The 17,707-nt window shown below is 44.9% G+C and carries 20 protein-coding genes; 6 read left to right on the forward strand and 14 right to left on the reverse strand.

What is annotated here, in order from left to right; genetic code table 11:
- Positions 1–174: 174 nt before the first annotated feature.
- The gene (locus tag BM021_RS08200; RefSeq protein ID WP_090720556.1) at positions 175–1,095 is read left to right on the forward strand and encodes a sulfotransferase domain-containing protein; all 921 of its coding nucleotides are present in this window, start codon (positions 175–177) and stop codon (positions 1,093–1,095) included.
- A 44-nt stretch (positions 1,096–1,139) separates the two neighbouring features.
- Here the strand turns inward: BM021_RS08200 and BM021_RS08205 are convergent, their stop codons facing one another.
- Entirely contained in the window at positions 1,140–2,729 is a 1,590-nt protein-coding gene (locus BM021_RS08205) for a hypothetical protein (protein WP_090720557.1), read from the reverse strand.
- 203 nt (positions 2,730–2,932) lie between these two features.
- On the opposite strand from BM021_RS08205, the gene BM021_RS08210 reads away from it, so the two are divergent.
- Positions 2,933–3,472 (forward strand): PEPxxWA-CTERM sorting domain-containing protein, encoded by a 540-nt coding sequence (locus tag BM021_RS08210; RefSeq protein ID WP_090720558.1) that lies wholly within the window; start codon positions 2,933–2,935, stop codon positions 3,470–3,472.
- 8 nt (positions 3,473–3,480) lie between these two features.
- On the opposite strand, the gene BM021_RS08215 is transcribed toward BM021_RS08210, so the two are convergent.
- From BM021_RS08215 to recQ, 3 genes are all read right to left on the reverse strand, one after another.
- Entirely contained in the window at positions 3,481–3,678 is a 198-nt protein-coding gene (locus BM021_RS08215) for a hypothetical protein (protein WP_090720559.1), read from the reverse strand.
- 77 nt (positions 3,679–3,755) lie between these two features.
- Complete coding sequence (locus BM021_RS08220) at positions 3,756–3,941, reverse strand: hypothetical protein (protein ID WP_256207844.1); 186 nt, start codon at positions 3,939–3,941, stop codon at positions 3,756–3,758.
- 123 nt (positions 3,942–4,064) lie between these two features.
- Entirely contained in the window at positions 4,065–5,864 is a 1,800-nt protein-coding gene (gene recQ / locus BM021_RS08225) for a DNA helicase RecQ (RefSeq protein WP_090720560.1), read from the reverse strand.
- A gap of 262 nt (positions 5,865–6,126) precedes the next feature.
- Between recQ and glnA the strand changes: the two genes are divergently transcribed.
- From glnA to BM021_RS08240, 3 genes are all read left to right on the forward strand, one after another.
- Positions 6,127–7,536 (forward strand): type I glutamate--ammonia ligase, encoded by a 1,410-nt coding sequence (gene glnA / locus BM021_RS08230; protein WP_090720561.1) that lies wholly within the window; start codon positions 6,127–6,129, stop codon positions 7,534–7,536.
- Positions 7,537–7,685: 149 nt separating this feature from the next.
- Entirely contained in the window at positions 7,686–8,120 is a 435-nt protein-coding gene (locus tag BM021_RS08235; protein ID WP_090720562.1) for a DUF4124 domain-containing protein, read from the forward strand.
- 33 nt (positions 8,121–8,153) lie between these two features.
- Positions 8,154–8,612, forward strand: coding sequence for a DUF4124 domain-containing protein (locus BM021_RS08240; RefSeq protein WP_090720563.1), 459 nt, complete (start codon positions 8,154–8,156; stop codon positions 8,610–8,612).
- Positions 8,613–8,751: 139 nt separating this feature from the next.
- On the opposite strand, the gene xth is transcribed toward BM021_RS08240, so the two are convergent.
- Both xth and BM021_RS08250 read right to left on the reverse strand, forming a co-directional pair.
- On the reverse strand, positions 8,752–9,519 hold the full coding sequence (gene xth, locus BM021_RS08245; RefSeq protein WP_090720564.1) for an exodeoxyribonuclease III: 768 nt from the start codon (positions 9,517–9,519) through the stop codon (positions 8,752–8,754).
- A 25-nt stretch (positions 9,520–9,544) separates the two neighbouring features.
- Positions 9,545–10,306: an alpha/beta hydrolase gene (locus tag BM021_RS08250; protein WP_371116282.1), complete on the reverse strand. Its 762-nt coding sequence runs from the start codon at positions 10,304–10,306 to the stop codon at positions 9,545–9,547.
- A 219-nt stretch (positions 10,307–10,525) separates the two neighbouring features.
- Between BM021_RS08250 and BM021_RS08255 the strand changes: the two genes are divergently transcribed.
- Positions 10,526–10,981 (forward strand): hypothetical protein, encoded by a 456-nt coding sequence (locus tag BM021_RS08255; RefSeq protein WP_090720565.1) that lies wholly within the window; start codon positions 10,526–10,528, stop codon positions 10,979–10,981.
- Positions 10,982–11,058: 77 nt separating this feature from the next.
- Here the strand turns inward: BM021_RS08255 and lpdA are convergent, their stop codons facing one another.
- The 8 genes from lpdA to lepB form a co-directional block, all read right to left on the reverse strand.
- Entirely contained in the window at positions 11,059–12,519 is a 1,461-nt protein-coding gene (gene lpdA, locus BM021_RS08260) for a dihydrolipoyl dehydrogenase (RefSeq protein ID WP_090720566.1), read from the reverse strand.
- 88 nt (positions 12,520–12,607) lie between these two features.
- Positions 12,608–13,660, reverse strand: a complete 1,053-nt coding sequence (gene nagZ / locus BM021_RS08265; RefSeq protein ID WP_090720567.1) for a beta-N-acetylhexosaminidase — start codon at positions 13,658–13,660, stop codon at positions 12,608–12,610.
- A 2-nt stretch (positions 13,661–13,662) separates the two neighbouring features.
- On the reverse strand, positions 13,663–14,040 hold the full coding sequence (acpS, locus tag BM021_RS08270) for a holo-ACP synthase (protein ID WP_090720568.1): 378 nt from the start codon (positions 14,038–14,040) through the stop codon (positions 13,663–13,665).
- Positions 14,037–14,762 (reverse strand): pyridoxine 5'-phosphate synthase, encoded by a 726-nt coding sequence (pdxJ, locus tag BM021_RS08275; RefSeq protein WP_090720585.1) that lies wholly within the window; start codon positions 14,760–14,762, stop codon positions 14,037–14,039. The genes acpS and pdxJ overlap by 4 nt, the downstream gene beginning before the upstream one ends.
- 48 nt (positions 14,763–14,810) lie before the next feature.
- Complete coding sequence (era, locus tag BM021_RS08280) at positions 14,811–15,704, reverse strand: GTPase Era (protein ID WP_090720569.1); 894 nt, start codon at positions 15,702–15,704, stop codon at positions 14,811–14,813.
- A 56-nt stretch (positions 15,705–15,760) separates the two neighbouring features.
- Positions 15,761–16,468 carry a ribonuclease III gene (gene rnc / locus BM021_RS08285; protein WP_090720570.1) on the reverse strand — a complete coding sequence of 236 codons (708 nt, stop codon included), beginning with the start codon at positions 16,466–16,468 and terminating at the stop codon, positions 15,761–15,763.
- A gap of 14 nt (positions 16,469–16,482) precedes the next feature.
- Positions 16,483–16,758 (reverse strand): DUF4845 domain-containing protein, encoded by a 276-nt coding sequence (locus BM021_RS08290; RefSeq protein ID WP_256207845.1) that lies wholly within the window; start codon positions 16,756–16,758, stop codon positions 16,483–16,485.
- Between the two features lie 110 nt (positions 16,759–16,868).
- Positions 16,869–17,672 (reverse strand): signal peptidase I, encoded by an 804-nt coding sequence (lepB, locus tag BM021_RS08295; RefSeq protein WP_090720572.1) that lies wholly within the window; start codon positions 17,670–17,672, stop codon positions 16,869–16,871.
- Positions 17,673–17,707: the final 35 nt, after the last annotated feature.

Consider the following 17,707-nt stretch of genomic DNA (forward strand, 5'->3'; position numbering starts at 1 on the left):
GCAAGAAATATTTATCTCATTATTTTTTAAAATAATGACTTGAATCCTACTCTGGGAAAATTCGGCTGACAACCTGAGCAGGAGGGTTTTTTCTATATTTATTAAGCTAACTTCCATTAAACTAGCCCATAACAAAGCGCATCTCATCATGCTATTACTTAAGAGGATAATCACATGTCTACCCCTATTACATGGCCCATCAAATCTCGAGAACTACACAGTCATCACTTCGATTCGACGGCCTGGAATGATTTCCAGTTTCGGCCCGATGACATCATTATTGCGACGTACGCCAAGTCAGGCACGACCTGGACGCAGCAAATCGTGGCGCAGATGATGTTCAATGGCAATCCCGATCTGGCAGTGGCGGAAATGTCGCCGTGGCTGGATCTGCGCGTGCCGCCGAAGGAAGTGAAATTGCCGCTGGTGGAAGCGCAAACGCATCGCAGAATTCTGAAAACGCATCTGCCGGTCGATGCGCTGGTATATTCGCCTAAAGCCAAATATATCTATATCGGACGCGATGGCCGGGATGTGCTGTGGAGTATGTATAACCATCACGCCAACGCCAACGAGGCTTATTATGAGGCGCTAAATAACACGCCGGGCCGGGTTGGTCCGCCACTCGCGCCACCGCCTGCGGATATTCGTCAATATTGGCGGGACTGGATGGACAAGGATGGTTATCCTTTCTGGTCATTCTGGGAAAACATCCGTTCGTGGTGGCAGATTCGGGAATTGCCCAATCTGCTGCTGGTTCACTTCAATGACCTCAAACGCGACATGCAGGGCGAAATGCGCCGGATTGCTCGCTTCCTCGAGATTCCCATTGATGAGTCCAGATGGTCTGATATCGTCAAGTATTGTTCTTTCGACTGGATGAAAAAGAACGCCATCAAGAGCGTGCCGCTGGGTGGCGCTTTCTGGGACGGCGGTGCTCAGACATTCATCAACAAAGGCGTCAACGGCCGCTGGACGGACACGCTGACTGCAGCCGATTCAGCGGAATACGAGGCGCGTGCCGTGAGCGAATTAGGCCCTGAATGCGCACGTTGGCTGGCTGGCAAATACGGCGGCGACAGTGCTGAAGCTTAACCACGGGCATGGGACCATCACGAACTTTGTCGCCTGAGCAAGTATTAGTTATCGGGTACAGCCAATGCCTGCAGTTGTTCATTATAACTGCGCGCCTTCTGCTGATCGCCGGCGAGTTTCGCGGCTTGTGCCGCACGGCCAATGCCATTGCGGCGATTAGGCGTGCGGATCAGTGAAGCTTCTAATTCCTTCAAGGCTTCAGCAGGTTGCTGCAGTTCGAGCAGCAATTTCCCCAGCAACTCCCGCGCAGGGATGATGGCACCCGGGGTGACATTGTCTTTCTCGGTTGAGTCTTCTAACTCAGCCGAAGCGCGCATGAGTTTCAATGCTTCCTCCGCCTTGCCTTCTGCATGCGCAATCCAGGCGGCGATCGCCAAGCGCTGGATTTCGATTTGATCAGCGGTATAAGCTTTGTTTGCCGCTCTATCGGCATCGCGCAATGCTTCCAGCCGTAGCAAACTATCCCGGGCAATAGGCAATTGTCCACTCCTGGCCGCGCCCAATCCGCGGGCAAAGTGCGTGATTGCTTCGCACCAGCCAAATTGATCCCAGGGAAAATCGGCTGGACTGGCTGCTAGCTCGGCGGCTTCGGACCATTTGCCGCGTTCTATCGCATAACGCGCTGGCATCGCGGCAAATGCATAGGCGGTGGTGGTATTTTCCGGCTGCGCTTTTTTAATGGTGTGCAGTTCTTGCAGAATCTCCCTGGCTTTTTCTGTCTGGCCGGTTTGCAAATAAGCGTACATCATATAATCCATGGCGTGAAACTGCTGATCCCATGTGCCGGCCATGGCATTTTTCCGCGCATAGTCTTTTGCCGCGTGATAGGCCGCCCGATTGGATTGCGCGGCATCTTGCCAATGCCCCAATCTGATAAAGATGTGCGACGGCATGTGCAATGCATGCGGTACTGCCGGGGCAAGCTGTGCGTATGTTTTGGCTGCAGTGAGTCCGAGATTGGCCAGTTCAGGATAATCGCTACTGTGAATGATGTAGTGTATAACACCGGGGTGATGCGGCTCTTTTTCCAGCACTTTTTGCAGCAGGCTCAATGCTTTCTTCTGGTTGACGTAGGTTTTGTCCTGTGGCGATGCGGTGGAAATCAGCGCCAGCGCATAGAACACTGTGGCTTCGCGGTCGTCGGAATGATGTCTCCAAACTTGTTCCATCGCGCTCAAATACGCAAGCTTTCTGGCGCGATAGCCGGTTTTCTCATCACCCTGATACAGCGCTTGGGCAGCCTCAAGATAAGCCTTTTCCCGGTCTGTCTTGATCGTTAATTTTTCGGCCTCTTTCAGTGCTCCTCGCCCCTTGTGTAATTCCTCCACTGTCGGAGGCGTCGCCCATAACTGCCGATAAAGACTCATGGCGATTCCCCAATACCCCATGGCGCAAGTTGGATCAGTAACAGTTATTTGACGAAAGCTTTTCTCGGCCTCGTCGTACCAAAAGGAATGCAACATGGCGATGGCTTGATCAAATTGTTGTTGAGCGACGGGAGTACATGAAACAGGAAAATGCACCTTCCCCAGTTCCTCCTCACTGAATGCGCCTGATGGATGATTCTCGTCTGCGTGCAGTGAACCTGCAAACACCAGCGTAGCGGTAAAAATAATGTCTACCCATATTTTCATGAATACCTCCAGAGATTGGGATATGTCATTAATGTTGAGCCTTCTCCCTCATTGATAAACTGTTCATGCCTGGTTCATTTTTAGTGCATTTATCTTATTAACTTTAGGACATTTCTCTCTATCAAAATCCCACAATTACATTCATGATATTTAAGCTGTTGATTTAATGAACTAGACTTGTAACTGATTTTAGGAGTGAAAGGATGAAAAATTATTTGCGATTAATAGCAGCTTCTGTTGTTGTAGGACTTGGCTCAGGCGTTACAGCAAATGCGAGGGGATTTGAGGGGCAGACAATAAATTACCCACCCTCTCTCCCAGACTTAATCACCCCTTATTCTAACGCTGCGAATGGAAATCATGCAGTGGATTTCAGCGCAGGCATATTAAATGTCGTCGATGGCTTTGGTATCAGCGATTTCAACAGCAGTGGATTTGCCATTTCTTTCACAAGCGGATCCAGTTTTACATCAAATTTGTTCAACGGATTCATGATGGGCTCGTATACTTCATTTAATTTAAGCTCAAATACGGGCGTTTTAGGGATGCCTACCCTGAGCTTTAAGGCAGATCATCTGAACGCGAACTGGCAAGGCACCCATTCTGGTGATGGTGATCTGTTTTTTACGGTTAACACGTCAGATGCTACCAATTTTGCTCCAGAACCAGAAACTCACGCGATGTTAATCGTTGGATTCGGTATGATGGGGTACTCGTTACGCCGCAGAAGAATGATGTTTTAATCACTCCGCTAAGCTTCATTGAAGATGACAGCTATCGAAAGCAATAAGGTGTTACGAAGTAAAATGAACCCAACATTACTCTCAAGGTTAGGGAAATGCTGATTAATTGACTGCACGGGCGAATCGCTTCGTTGCGCGGTACTCGCTTCCTCGTCTATCTGATTAGATATGTCTCGGTGCTGCGTTCCGTGCGCCTCGCGCTTCATCACGTTCGCCGAATTAATCAGCGTTTCCTTCGAAAACTCCAAACAACAAAACCACCCTGAGGTGGTTTTGTTTTACATTAATGTCCAGGCTTGCTGGTACCACCATAAGGGCGTGGATCTTGACCTTCTTTGAGGCAGTTGCCATTACCGTCGATTCCAAAGGGACAATCACCTGCCACTTGAGCGGGATCACCCATATTAGCGTTTGAACAAGCCGTTAAAAATACTATTAAAGTTGCTGCAAAAATTGATAATCTCATCATTTTAAGTTCCTTTTAGATTTACCATATTCTTAACACGGTTTTTGAGTATATAATAAAATATTGGAATTTCCAAACACTTATCCGTCTATAGGAATGGAATGCATCTAATTTAGATGGATAATTCTAATGACCCCGAAGAATCTCTATCAGATGATTGCCATACTTATCCAGCTTGCGCACACCGATCCCTGTCACCTGCCGTAGCTCATCTTCCGTTTGCGGACATAGCCGCACGAGCTCATGCAAGGTTGCATCATGAAAGATCACATAAGCCGGAACACCGTGCTCTTTGGCTATTCTGGCACGCCAGGTGCGCAATTGCTCCCACAGGTTACGCTCGACTGAATCGAGTGATGCCAGATCATCGACTTGCCGTTTCTCAGCTAATCGCTGAGATTTTGTTTGCAGTCGCAAATGCACGGCCTGTTCCCCTCTAAGCACAACGCGGCTAGCTTCGGTTAAATGGAAGGCACCATAACCTTCATGATCCGTCGTCAATAAACCAAGCGCCACGATTTGACGAAATACCGCGCGCCAGGTTTTTTCTGACAGATCTTTACCAATACCGAAGGTACTGACTCTATCATGATGCCACTCTTTCACTCGCTCGGTTAAGTTACCCCGCAGCACATCGATCAAATGCCCTGCACCAAAATTCTGTCCAGTGCGATACACGCAGGACAATGCTTTCTGCACTTCAACGGTGGCATCCCATATTTGCGGTGGGTTCAAGCAGACATCACAATTACCACATGCCGCAATATCCGTTGTTTCTCCAAAATAGCTCAACATGCGTAAGCGGCGGCAACTGGTCGTTTCACACAACGATAACATGGCCTCGAGTTTCCGCGTGGCAACCTGTTTAAATTTGATTGGCGCCTCTGACTCCTCAATCATGCGCCGCTGCTGAATCACATCACCAAGGCCGTATGCCATCCAGGCATTGGCTGCTTGTCCGTCACGACCGGCCCGCCCGGTCTCCTGATAATAGCCTTCAATACTCTTGGGTAGATCCAGATGTGCGACAAAACGTACATCAGGCTTATCGATCCCCATTCCGAATGCGATGGTAGCCACCATGATGACGCCTTCTTCCCGCAGAAATTTTTCCTGATTCAGATGTCGTTCCTGCATGCTCATACCAGCATGATAGGCTACTGCGCGCATGCCCTGGCCGGTCAGCCAGGTTGTCGTTTCCTCTACTTTTTTACGCGACAGACAATAGACAATTCCAGCATCACCTGGATGTTCTGCCTGTATAAAGCTAAATAATTGTGATCGGCTGTTGATTTTATCGACGATCTGATAACGAATATTCGGGCGGTCAAAGCTGGAAATAAATACCTTGGCCATCGCAAGCCCCAAACGCTCAATAATTTCTTTACGCGTATGCATGTCAGCTGTTGCTGTCAAAGCAATGCGAGGCACATTAGGGAAGCGTTCATGTAAGACTGACAATTGGCTGTATTCCGGACGAAAATCATGTCCCCACTGCGACACACAATGCGCTTCATCAATCGCAAATAACGCCACCGGAATACGGGTGATCAGGTTCAAAAACCGTCCAGTCAGTAAGCGTTCCGGCGCAACATACAGCAGATCATACCCGCCAGCCAGAAGCTTTTGCTCGACCGCTGCGGCTTCCTGCGATGATAGTGAGGAATTCAAAACCGCTGCATCAACACCAATTTCACATAATGCAGCGACTTGATTCTGCATCAACGCAATCAGCGGAGAAACAACGATGCCCACACCCTCCCGCAATAGCGCAGGAATTTGGTAGCACAATGACTTGCCACCACCTGTCGGCATCAGCACCAGGCAATCACCACCATTGGTCACATGTGCGATCACTTCCGCTTGTTGACCACGAAAAGCAGGGTAACCAAAAACTTCTTTGAGTATGCTAAGTGCGTCGGACATTCAAATATTAACTACTGCTTATTCCCAATATTCTTCAACCTCAGAGAATGCTTGATCCGGTCTATTGAGCTATTCTCTCACCGTCACTATTTCATGATTTTTACGAATCATAAAGACTTACCGCATGCGAGTACAGTAGAATGCTGACCCTGACATTTATCTATTGATACTCAGCCAGCTTGTGCTGTGCTGGTATAATTTTATCTAATTATATCGTTATCTTGTTTTATAAAATTTGTGACGCTAGTCTGGAGAGAAAAAAATGGTGGTAGCTGATGTTTTGAAATTGATTCAAGACAATGAAGTCAGATTTGTTGACTTACGTTTTACAGATACAAACGGCAAAGAACATCATGTAACCGTACCTGCACATTCCTTTGATGCAGACAAATTTGAAGATGGCCATCCATTTGATGGCTCGTCGATTGACGGTTGGAAAAGCATTCAGGCATCCGATATGTTACTGATACCCGATCCAGACACTGCGAACATGGATCCATTCATGGATGAGCCTACATTACTGATCACATGCGACGTAGTCGAACCGGCAGACGGAAAAGGCTACAGCCGTGATCCGCGTTCACTGGCCAAGCGCGGAGAAATCTATTTAAAATCCACTGGTATTGGGGATGTTGCCTATTTTGGCCCGGAACCGGAATTTTTTATCTTTGATTCAGTGCGCTGGCATACCGATATGTCAGGTTGCTCGGTCAGGATTGAATCTGAGGAAGCAGCCTGGAGTTCAGCCATTAAATATGAAAGCGGCAATATCGGTCACCGCCCTGCTATCAAGGGCGGCTATTTCCCAGTACCACCTGTCGATTCACTGCAGGATATTCGTTCCGCCATGTGTTTGACGCTGGAAGAGATGGGTATCGCTGTAGAAGTACACCACCATGAAGTGGCTACGGCCGGTCAATGTGAAATCGGCACGCGCTTCAATAGTCTCGTCAAGCGTGCAGACTGGAACCAAATACTCAAATATGTCGTGCACAACGTTGCGCATTCATACGGTAAAACGGCAACTTTCATGCCCAAACCTATCGTCGGCGATAACGGCTCGGGTATGCATGTGCATCAATCTATCTGGAAAGATGGCAAGAATCTGTTCTCTGGCAATGGTTACGCCGGCTTATCCGAAACAGCACTCTACTATATCGGTGGTATCCTCAAACATGCCAAAGCGCTCAATGCGATCACCAACCCGAGCACCAACTCATACAAACGGCTGGTTGCAGGATTTGAGGCGCCGGTCAACCTCGCCTATTCGGCCAGTAATCGCTCGGCTGCAATTCGCATTCCACACACCAGCAGTCCTAAAGGACGGCGTATCGAGGTTCGCTTTCCTGATCCAACCGCCAATCCTTATCTGGCATTTACCGCCCTGATGATGGCAGGTCTGGATGGTATCCAGAACAAAATACATCCTGGCGATCCGATGGATAAAAATCTTTATGACTTACCTCCGGAAGAGGCAGCCAAAGTACCTAATGTTTGCGCTTCTTTAGACGAAGCCCTGGAGTGCCTGGATAAAGATCGTGATTTTCTAATCCGTGGCGGCGTATTTTCCAATGATATGATTGATGCATACATCCATCTTAAAATGGATGAAGTGCTACTGTTGCGCACATCTACACATCCTATTGAATTCGACATGTATTACAGTCTGTAAGATACCGGTCATCTGCGAGAATGGTTGAGAATATTGCAATTACCGTAATAAGAAGGACTTATTGATCCTTTTTTTTACCTGGTACGGGGAAAATTATTGCTAGACTGATCAAATAGCTGTGGTTATTATCAAATCTTTCTGCCAAGCATATGAAAATCAGAACGTTATTTATCGTATTGGCTTTAATTCCAGGGGTTTCTTTATCCAACGCTATCGCTGGTACCGATATATACAAATATGTGGACAAAGACGGCAACATCACCTTTACCAATCGTCGGATCAGTAATGCGCAGAAAATTTCTATAGCCTCTTTTTCCAGAAGTGCTGAGCAATCAGGGCTACCGTCAAAATCTCCTCGTGTGAAAGATGTTGCACAGAAAGAACGCGATGCCATGCGCCGCCAGATCCTGGAAAAAGAGCTGGTAGCTGAAGAGAAGCTTTTTAGCGACGCACAGCACTTCCTCCTGCAAATCAGTAACAACGGCGATTCAGCCAATAAAGAAAAAGCTGTGCAATTAAGGAATAAGTTATTCTTGCATCAAAGAAATATCACAGCATTAAAGAAAGAACTTGCCAAACTGTAATAAACTGAAAATCAACGGTTGAGACGGTGAATCATGAAAAGAAATTTCTTTTTTTTTATTGCGATGGCTTCCTTTTCATGGCTGGCTCAAGCCGGTGTGTATAAGCATATCGACGAGCATGGCAATGTTACTTACTCCAATATCCCCTTTAACAATGCCAAAAAAATTGATTTACCGCCGATTGTTGTGGTTCCCTCTGTTAATTCTGAGGAAATCGAAGACAGGATCACAAAACGAAGAGAATCTATCCGGCTTGAGGAGGAGCGCGAAAAGCTCCAAAATAAAATAGCCGAAGAAGAAAAACGTCTTAACGAAGTAAAAAACGAATACAAAGATGGTGTTCCGGATCGCTTGGGCAGTGAGCGCAACTACCAGAGATACCTAGACCGGGTGGATCGATTACGGGAAGAAATCAATGCGCGCGAAAAAAATTTAACTATGTTGAGAAACGAACTGCAAAAATTACCTGACAAAAGCAAATCACGTCCTTAGCAGGCCATTGAAAAACGTTTTCGAGACAGCCGATACAAGGCAAAAACAGGCGAAAAAGCGCAGTTTATGCGTAATAAATAAGCATTCTGAGCCTGGTTTTAACACCATAGCGGCAACGCAGATAGTTTTCAACGGCCTGTTAGAGAGATAATTCCACCAGGACAGGCGCATGATCCGAAGGGCGTTCCAGTTTACGTACTGTTTTATCTATTTGGCATGTCATACAGGTACTAGCCAGTTCGTGGCTTAACAAGATGTGATCTATGCGTAATCCCCGATTTAACCGAAAAGCCATCATGCGGTAATCCCACCAGGTATAAGATTTTTCGGGCTGCTCAAATAAACGAAAGCTATCTGCAAATCCTAACTTAAGCAATTCATTGAATGCATCACGCTCTGGCTGGCTGCACAATACTTTGCCCGCCCAGATTTCTGGATCATGAACATCACAATTTTGTGGTGCAATATTAAAATCGCCCAGCAACGCTAATTTTGTATGACTCTTTAATTCCTGCTGCAGCCACTGGCTTAAAGCGGGCAACCACCTTAATTTGTAACCATATTTCTCAGACTCAATAGTTTCTCCGTTCGGCACATAAATAGAAACAACGCGCAAATCTCCATAAGTTGCAGCGATAATCCTTTTTTGCTCATCAGCAAAGCCAGGGATGGCAGTTACTATTTCATTGCCCTTTTGTTTACTAAGGATCGCAACGCCGTTATAGGTTTTCTGTCCCGCAAAAATAGCTTGATAACCAATTGCTGCAATTTCACTGCCCGGAAAATTGTCGTCGGATAATTTTGTTTCCTGTAAACACAATATATCCGGCTGATTTGCTTTCAGCCAATCAATCACTTGGGGTAGCCGCACTTTGAGTGAATTAACATTCCAAGTTGCTAGTTTCATAATGATCCGCTACCGAGAATCCTTTTTATTGGGATTCAGTAATGCGCCGTAACCAACGGCTTAGATCCGCTATTTCCTGCTGGCATACGGTATGTGCCATTGGATATTCATGCCATTCAGGCTCATAGCAAGCAGCCCGCAATTTTTCCCTTGATGCAATGGCATGAGATAGGGATATCACCGAATCATAAGTACCATGTGCCATGAATATCGGTATTGCGGCATTGACAGCACAGGCTTCGGATGAAAGTGTTTCTGCAAGCGATAAATAGCCGGATAGCACTATAATTCCAGCCAGCGGGTTGAGCTGACGTAATCCGACCTGCAGTGCCATTGCACCACCTTGCGAAAACCCCGCCAGGAAAATATGCTTTGAAGCAATACCACGTTGTATCTCTCGTGTAATCAAAGCATCGATTGCTTGTTGCGAGCTACGAATGCCGGCTTCATCCTGATGATTATTGGAATCAAGATGAAAAATATCGTACCACGCACGCATAATATAACCATTATTGATGCTTACCGGACGTTCTGGTGCATGTGGAAAAATAAAACGCGCCCGTTTCTCAGAGAATAGCTCCAGTTCATTGATTATCGGTACAAAATCATTCCCATCTGCGCCCAAACCGTGCAGCCACACCACTGCATGGGTAGGAGATGTACCTGTTTCAATTTCAATGGCAGGTAATAAATCCATAGATTCGGCAACCATCATCGATAAAGTATTTTTGTTCAGACCAGAATTCTGTTTCTCATTGCAGGGAATCACCAGCTTCGAGAGCAACATCTGATTTCCTGCTCTCTTCCCTGACTTCGTTTTCACCACTTTCTTTATATGCTATCGGTAGCGCTGAATGTCAATAATGTTCAGAATTTAAATTTCGAGTATACTGCCCGGCTGCGAGCTTTATCCAGTCAAGGCAAAATCGTTCTGGAGCAATGCGTTAGCAAAAAACGCAAGATTATACATTGATAATTAATAATTGGCATTTGTTAGGGAGAATTTATGCATAAGATATTATCCAGCGCTTTATTATTTTTAGCGCTTACCATGACGTACAGTAGTGCTTTTTCTCATGCGGGAGAAGATCACGAACATGAACATGAACACGATGAATCCACCGCAAACACACAACAATTGGAAAGTGGCAATGGCTGGCGGGTTGTCCGTTCCGTTGAAATGGGCAATTCTGGAAAGTTTGTTCATATGGTGCTGGTTGATCATAATGTATATACTGATAAAACAGTATATAGCGCTGCTATTAATAGACTTTGTCGCTCTGAAGATGAATTCTGCAGAATCAGATTTTGGAGTCAGGAGCGCTTTATACCCGAAAAAGCTTCTTTAACCGTTGAACAAAATAAGCAGTTGAAGGCGGAATATGTAGTCAATAAAGTAGCGGGTATTCATCAGTTACGCTGGTCTTGTAGTGTTGATCCCAATAAGACTCACTGTTTCTAGATTAAAACTCTGAAATAAAACTCAATGGATATGGATAAGTAGTGCAAGAGTGGTTGATCATTACAACACCTAAAACTCTAAATGTGCAAAGCACGCTTATCCACTCCAAGCGCAGCTTCATGAAACACTTCCGATAATGACGGATGAGCATGAACAATACATGCAATATCCTGACTGCTGGCAGAAAATTTCATTGCCATCACCGCTTCTGAAATCAATTCTGAAACATGCGGACCGATCATATGCACCCCCAGTACGCGGTCGGTTTTTTCGTCGGCTAGCACTTTAATAAATCCACTGGTTTCACCCATTGCACGTGCACGACCGTTGGCAATAAATGGAAACTGCCCTGCTTTGTAGGCGATACCGGCAGCTCTCAATTCCTGCTCATTTTTTCCTACCCAGGCGATTTCAGGCGCTGTATAAATCACCCAAGGAATGATATTGAAATCAACCGCTTCACTTTCACTGGCTTGACCTTTTTCATTATGCATAACCATTTCAGCAATGGCCACCCCCTCCTCAGATGCTTTGTGCGCCAACATTGGACCACGCACGACATCGCCCACCGCGTAAACGTTAGGCAGATTGGTGCGGCAATACTGATCAACCACAATAAACCCACGTTCATCCAGCAATAAACCGTTTTCTTTCACACCCAGTCCCGTGGTATTTGGAATGCGGCCAATCGCAACAATTAATTTATCGACTTCAGAAATTTGCTCCTGATTATTGGAATCCGTGTAATTAATGATTACTGTATTGTTGGATGTTTTAACCGATTGGATATTGACACCGGTATTGATTTGTAAACCAGCTTCTTTGGCAAATATATTCTTGGCTTCTTTGGCTATCTGTTCATCAGCCGCCATCAGAAATCCGGGCATCGCTTCCAGAATAGTCACTTCCGCCCCTAGCCTGCGCCATACACTACCCATTTCGAGACCGATCACACCTGCGCCGATGACACCCAGCCGTTTGGGTACTTCCGTTAAAGCTAAAGCGCCGGCATTATCCAGAATCATGTCATTATCGATGGGTGCAAAAGGTAACGATCGAGGTACGGAACCGGTTGCTACGATGACATGTTTTGCCTGGATGGTTTCCGTATTGCCGTTATCATCAACTTTTATTTGCCAACTATTCGCAGAGTTTTCCCGTTTTAATAATGTTCCCTTGCCATGCACGGACTTGACTTTATTTTTCTTGAATAATGAGGCGATGCCGGCAGTAAAGGTAGTGACAATTTTGTCCTTGCGCGCAATCATCACAGGAACATCCACCGACACATGTTCTGTTGTGATGCCGTGAGCGGAAACCTTGTGCTTTATTTGGAAGTAATTCTCGGAAGATTCCAATAACGCTTTGGAGGGAATACAGCCGACATTCAAACAGGTGCCACCGAGACTTGCCTTGCCCTTTGAATTTTTCCATTCATCAATACAAACCGTATTCAAACCCAGTTGTGCGCACCGGATCGCTGCAACATAACCACCTGGACCTGCACCAATGACCGCCACATCAAACGTTTCTGACATGATTAGAACCTTATGAAAAGAATTTTCTAAGTGAATAATTGTAAATTGTAAAAAGGTATCGCTTTATTTATTGGATGAATCACACAAGTTAACCTAACGGAAGTTCTGCACCTTCACATCCAATCACACTGATTTCACGAACTGCCAGCACATAATCGCCAATTTCACGTAATTTTGCCATTGATTCAAAATTATTCTTGGTATGCATCCGGGCCAACCGGGAAACGCTGGCCGCTGACATCTCCCATTGTAACTGATTTAATATTTCATCGGCTCCATGTGGATTATTACAGACTAATAGCATGTCACAACCTGCGCTGAGTGCAGCTTGTGCACGCATCACCATCGACTCAAGATAATCTGCAGCACCTTGCATGCTCAAATCGTCGCTAAAAATACAGCCTTCAAATTGCAATTCCGTACGTAACACTTTCTGCAACCAAACGGTAGAAAAACCCGCAGGATTCTGATCAACCTTCGGATAGATCACGTGTGCTGGCATTATTCCAGCCAGACCCAAATTAATCATTTGCTGAAACGGGATCAGATCGCTCATTTCGATATCCATGTACTGACGCTGATCAATTGATTTTTCCAGATGAGAATCGGCCTGAATATAACCATGGCCAGGAAAATGCTTCCCTACTGCCAGCATGCCACCCTTTTTGAGACCAAGCATCAGATGGTGTGCAAGATCTGAAACGGCGTTTGGATCATGGTGAAAAGCACGATCCCCGATGACACAGCTTTGTCCATAATCCAGATCCAGCACAGGGGTAAAACTGAAATCTACGCCACAGGCATTTAGTTCCGCGGCCAGCACAAAACCGACCTGCTGGGCAAGGTGGCGGGCACGAGCAGGTCGCTTATCCCAGATTTTTCCCAATTCACGCATGGCAGGCAATTTTGTGAAGTTCTTCTGAAAGCGCTGAACACGACCACCTTCATGATCAACTGCGATCAATAAAGGGGGATTGCGCAATGCGTGGATCTGCTGCGTCAATTCCGCCAATTGACGGCTATCTAAATAATTGCGTGTAAAAAGGATGACCCCGCCTGTGAGCGGGTGTAGCAATCTATTGATGTCGTCTTCAGTCAGTTGTGTACCGGCGATACCGAGCATTACTGGCCCAAGCGACATCATTATTTCTCCAGTATGACAAAAGCACAGACCATGCTTATTTCATCGCTGATCGAAAGATGATGTTGCGTAATCCCTCTCTCACTGATTAATTGATTGAGTTCAGGATGAAACTGAAAAAAAGGTTTTCCCAGGCTATCATGGGCGATGGTAATATAAGTTAAATTAACTGGATGGCGCAAGCCAGTACCCATCGCTTTAGAGAGCGCCTCTTTGGCAGCAAAGCGACTGGCCAGGAAGAGAATGGGTTTATTGCTGGCATGAAACTCTAACCATTCGCTATCGGTTAATATACGTCGTGCAAACCGGTCTCCAAAACGATCCAGGGATTGTGCAATACGAGACGATGCTACAATATCTGTCCCAATGCCATAGATCATTGGCGTGCCTCAAGCATGAGCTGTTTCATTTCCTGCACAGCTTGTTTAAAACCGACAAAAATAGCCCGGGCAACGATGGCGTGACCGATGTTGAGTTCAGAAATTTCGCGAATGGCAGCAATAGGTTGCACATTTTCATAATGTAAGCCGTGACCGGCATTGACTTTTAAACCCAGATCAATGCCCAGCGCAACCGCTTTTTGTACTGCTGAAAATTGTATTTCTTCGGCTTCAGGTGTAGGCGCGTCCGCATAACTACCCGTATGAATTTCGATAACAGGCGCACCGGCGCGAGCTGCTGCCTCGATTTGCAGCGGATCAGCATTGATGAACAATGAAACACGTATATCCGCTTCTCCCAATTTCTGGCATACGCGCTTGATCTGATCAAAATGTTTCATGACATCAAGCCCACCTTCTGTCGTGAGTTCTTCCCGCCTCTCAGGCACCAGACAAATATCGTGGGGTTTGATTCTGAGGGCGATAGCAATCATTTCATTGGTCACTGCACTTTCCAGATTCATTCTCGTCGTTAACCGCTCACGTAAAATCTCAACGTCTTTATCCTGAATGTGGCGGCGGTCTTCACGCAAATGCAATGTAATAGCATCCGCACCAGCCGATTCAGCAATCAATGCAGCTTCAATGGGATCCGGATATTTTGTTCCGCGGGCCTGCCGTAATGTAGCCACATGATCAATATTGACCCCTAACTCAATCATCATTTATGTTTCCAAGATGTCAGCAAGAAAGAATAATTTTGTAATCGATCACTCATGACCAAGATTTTTTAATATATTTTCATTATCAGCCCAGCCACTTTTAACTTTAACCCAGATTTCCAGGTACACTTTTTCTCCCAACAACAATTCCATATCTTTGCGCGCTTGGCTGGCTATTTGCTTAAGCCTCTCACCCTTTTTTCCAATAATGATCGCTTTTTGATTCGGTTTCTCTACAAGAATGGTGGCATAGATTTTATGTAAATGATCCTCCAGCACAAATCGATCCACCACGACGCTGGTTGAATAAGGGATCTCATCACCGATCAAGCGAAACAATTTTTCACGTATAAACTCACTCGCGATAAATCGCTCACTGCGGTCAGTGATCTCATCCTTATCATACAAGGGCGGGTTAACTGGCAAATAGCCACGGATGGCAGTGAGAAGTTCTGGCAATTGAATTTTTTGCCTGGCACTCACCGGTATAATGGTTGCAAATTCAAAGGCTTTTGCGATATCACCCAAAAACGGCAACAATTCATTCTTGTCGGCCAGCATATCAATTTTATTGACCACCAATATAACTGGAATATTTTTAGGTAGAATCTTGAGTACCGCAAGATCGCGTTGATCAAAACGCATGGCTTCAATCACCAGCAAAATGACATCCACATCTTGCATGCTTTGCGTTACCAGCCGGTTCATAGCGGTATTTAAACGGCTGGTATATTGTGTCTGGAAGCCCGGTGTATCCACAAAGATAAATTGTGTTTGTTGATTGGTTAAGATGCCGTTAATTCGGAAACGGGTAGTTTGTGCTTTCTTGGATGTGATACTGATTTTTTGCTGCAGTAGTTTATTTAATAATGTCGATTTACCAACATTCGGACGGCCAATGATTGCAATGTGTCCAGTCCGGAAATCAGCATCAGCGGTCATTCTGGCAGATCAATGCAGTTAAGAAATCATAAATCATATTTTCGTTCGTTTAAGTATCAATGATACAAACAAACTTCTTCATAGGCTAATTTTGCTGCCGCTTGCTCTGCACTGCGTCGACTTGTCCCTTCACCTAAGGTTCGAATATTAAACGTGGGTATCACACATTCCACCTTAAATTTTTGTTTGTGCGCTTTACCAACAGTTGTAATCACAGCGTACTCCGGTAATGCCAATTTCTGACTTTGTAAAAATTCCTGCAATAAAGTTTTAGGATCTTTATTTGGCGTTTTAAGATCGATGCCTTGCATCATCGGCAAGTAAATTGCTGTAATTACAGCTTCTGCCTGCGCATAATTACTATCCAGATAAATTGCACCCAATACAGCTTCAAAAGCATCAGCCAATATGGAAGGACGATGACATCCACCGCTTTTCAGTTCTCCTTCTCCTAATCTGATAATCTTGTCCATTTGTAAACTAAGCGCCAAATCAGAGAGCGCCTGCTGATTAACAAAATTAGCGCGAAGTCGTGATAGGTTCCCTTCAGGTAAACTCGGAAAATAATTATAAATTAACCCAGCAATAGCACAGTTCAATACAGCATCACCTAAAAATTCGAGACGTTCATTATGGGGTGCACTATGGCTACGATGAGTGAGTGCTTCTCGCAATAACTCTGGCTGTGAAAAGGAATATCCGAGCCGACCACAAAATGTATCGAGTAATAATTTATGACTAACTTTCATATCTTCATTTGACATGGTGTTACTCAGAATTATTCGCTTAAAGCCTCAAAATCAATATCCAAAGATAAATTGGAAATGAGCGGAATTTTTGTTGTATATTTGGCGCTCAAAACGATACGTCCATTTTCCTTATCGATTTTAATATCCTGTCCCCTAATAGATTGAATGTTATCAATCTGAGCACGTTTATTAAATGATAGCCTGATGTGATTAGGATCAGTACTCAGCAGATCAGTTTCCTTGACTATTGCTGCCAAATTTTTCTTGATTGAGGAATATTCCATATAAACCGGCACAAGCTTCATACCCAAAATTGCAATCAGCGCTAGTATCCCAGACCAAACTAACAGATTAGACAGACTCAAGCCTTTTTGTTCTTGAATTGTTCTGTGATCCATGCTTCCCCCGCGGAAAATTATTTGATTGATGACCCGATACGACTAAAATCTCCAAAATTCCACCAAATCATAAAAGCCTTACCGACGATATTTTCTTCTGGAACAAATCCCCAATAGCGACTATCACTACTACTGTCGCGATTATCGCCCAGCGTAAAATAGTTACCTGGCGGGACCTCACAGGTAAACCCAGTCCGGCGATATTTACAGTTTTCCCTAAATTTGAATTGTCTTACGTTTGAATACTGTATCCCTTTAACATCCTGATTAATAAGGATCGAATGATTTTCTTCGGTCAAATATTCAGAAAAGCGATCTGAATAAATATATCCAAACCCTGATTCGACATATTTAAAGTCGCCTTCATATTCCGTCTTGACTGGTTCGCCATTAATAATTAATTGCTTATTGTGATAAGTGATAATGTCCCCTGGTAGTCCGACGATCCGCTTGATGTAATCAATAGATGGATCTTCTGGATAACGGAACACGAGTACATCGCCGCGCTTTGGCTCATTGATATCCCATATTTTCTTATTGATAATTGGAAGCCTGATACCATAGGTATACTTGTTTACCAAAATAAAATCACCTACTAACAATGTAGGTATCATTGAACCCGATGGTATTTTAAACGGCTCAATCACAAACGAACGCAGACTAAAAACAATTAAAATAATAGGAAAAAAACTCTTAGGATATTCGACCCACCACGGTTCAATTTCACCTGGCTTTCGCTTACTTTTCCATAGCAAAATATCTAATAGCCAGATACTGCCGGTGATTACCAGCAGAATAAATAAAATTAAAGGAAAATTCATACCATTTCCTTCAATAAAAAGGAATTCAAACTCTG

The sequence above is a fragment of the Nitrosomonas sp. Nm166 genome, from assembly GCF_900112825.1.
GTDB lineage: Bacteria > Pseudomonadota > Gammaproteobacteria > Burkholderiales > Nitrosomonadaceae > Nitrosomonas.

Bases quoted from the DNA above. Each gene is read 5' to 3' on its own strand.
- BM021_RS08200 (WP_090720556.1), top strand. From the start codon at position 175: ATGTCTACCCCTATTACATGGCCCATCAAATCTCGAGAACTACACAGT.
- BM021_RS08205 (WP_090720557.1), bottom strand. From the start codon at position 2,729: ATGAAAATATGGGTAGACATTATTTTTACCGCTACGCTGGTGTTTGCA.
- BM021_RS08210 (WP_090720558.1), top strand. From the start codon at position 2,933: ATGAAAAATTATTTGCGATTAATAGCAGCTTCTGTTGTTGTAGGACTT.
- BM021_RS08215 (WP_090720559.1), bottom strand. From the start codon at position 3,678: ATGAAGCGCGAGGCGCACGGAACGCAGCACCGAGACATATCTAATCAG.
- BM021_RS08220 (WP_256207844.1), bottom strand. From the start codon at position 3,941: ATGATGAGATTATCAATTTTTGCAGCAACTTTAATAGTATTTTTAACG.
- recQ (WP_090720560.1), bottom strand. From the start codon at position 5,864: ATGTCCGACGCACTTAGCATACTCAAAGAAGTTTTTGGTTACCCTGCT.
- glnA (WP_090720561.1), top strand. From the start codon at position 6,127: ATGGTGGTAGCTGATGTTTTGAAATTGATTCAAGACAATGAAGTCAGA.
- BM021_RS08235 (WP_090720562.1), top strand. From the start codon at position 7,686: ATGAAAATCAGAACGTTATTTATCGTATTGGCTTTAATTCCAGGGGTT.
- BM021_RS08240 (WP_090720563.1), top strand. From the start codon at position 8,154: ATGAAAAGAAATTTCTTTTTTTTTATTGCGATGGCTTCCTTTTCATGG.
- xth (WP_090720564.1), bottom strand. From the start codon at position 9,519: ATGAAACTAGCAACTTGGAATGTTAATTCACTCAAAGTGCGGCTACCC.
- BM021_RS08250 (WP_371116282.1), bottom strand. From the start codon at position 10,306: ATGTTGCTCTCGAAGCTGGTGATTCCCTGCAATGAGAAACAGAATTCT.
- BM021_RS08255 (WP_090720565.1), top strand. From the start codon at position 10,526: ATGCATAAGATATTATCCAGCGCTTTATTATTTTTAGCGCTTACCATG.
- lpdA (WP_090720566.1), bottom strand. From the start codon at position 12,519: ATGTCAGAAACGTTTGATGTGGCGGTCATTGGTGCAGGTCCAGGTGGT.
- nagZ (WP_090720567.1), bottom strand. From the start codon at position 13,660: ATGTCGCTTGGGCCAGTAATGCTCGGTATCGCCGGTACACAACTGACT.
- acpS (WP_090720568.1), bottom strand. From the start codon at position 14,040: ATGATCTATGGCATTGGGACAGATATTGTAGCATCGTCTCGTATTGCA.
- pdxJ (WP_090720585.1), bottom strand. From the start codon at position 14,762: ATGATTGAGTTAGGGGTCAATATTGATCATGTGGCTACATTACGGCAG.
- era (WP_090720569.1), bottom strand. From the start codon at position 15,704: ATGACCGCTGATGCTGATTTCCGGACTGGACACATTGCAATCATTGGC.
- rnc (WP_090720570.1), bottom strand. From the start codon at position 16,468: ATGTCAAATGAAGATATGAAAGTTAGTCATAAATTATTACTCGATACA.
- BM021_RS08290 (WP_256207845.1), bottom strand. From the start codon at position 16,758: ATGAAGCTTGTGCCGGTTTATATGGAATATTCCTCAATCAAGAAAAAT.
- lepB (WP_090720572.1), bottom strand. From the start codon at position 17,672: ATGAATTTTCCTTTAATTTTATTTATTCTGCTGGTAATCACCGGCAGT.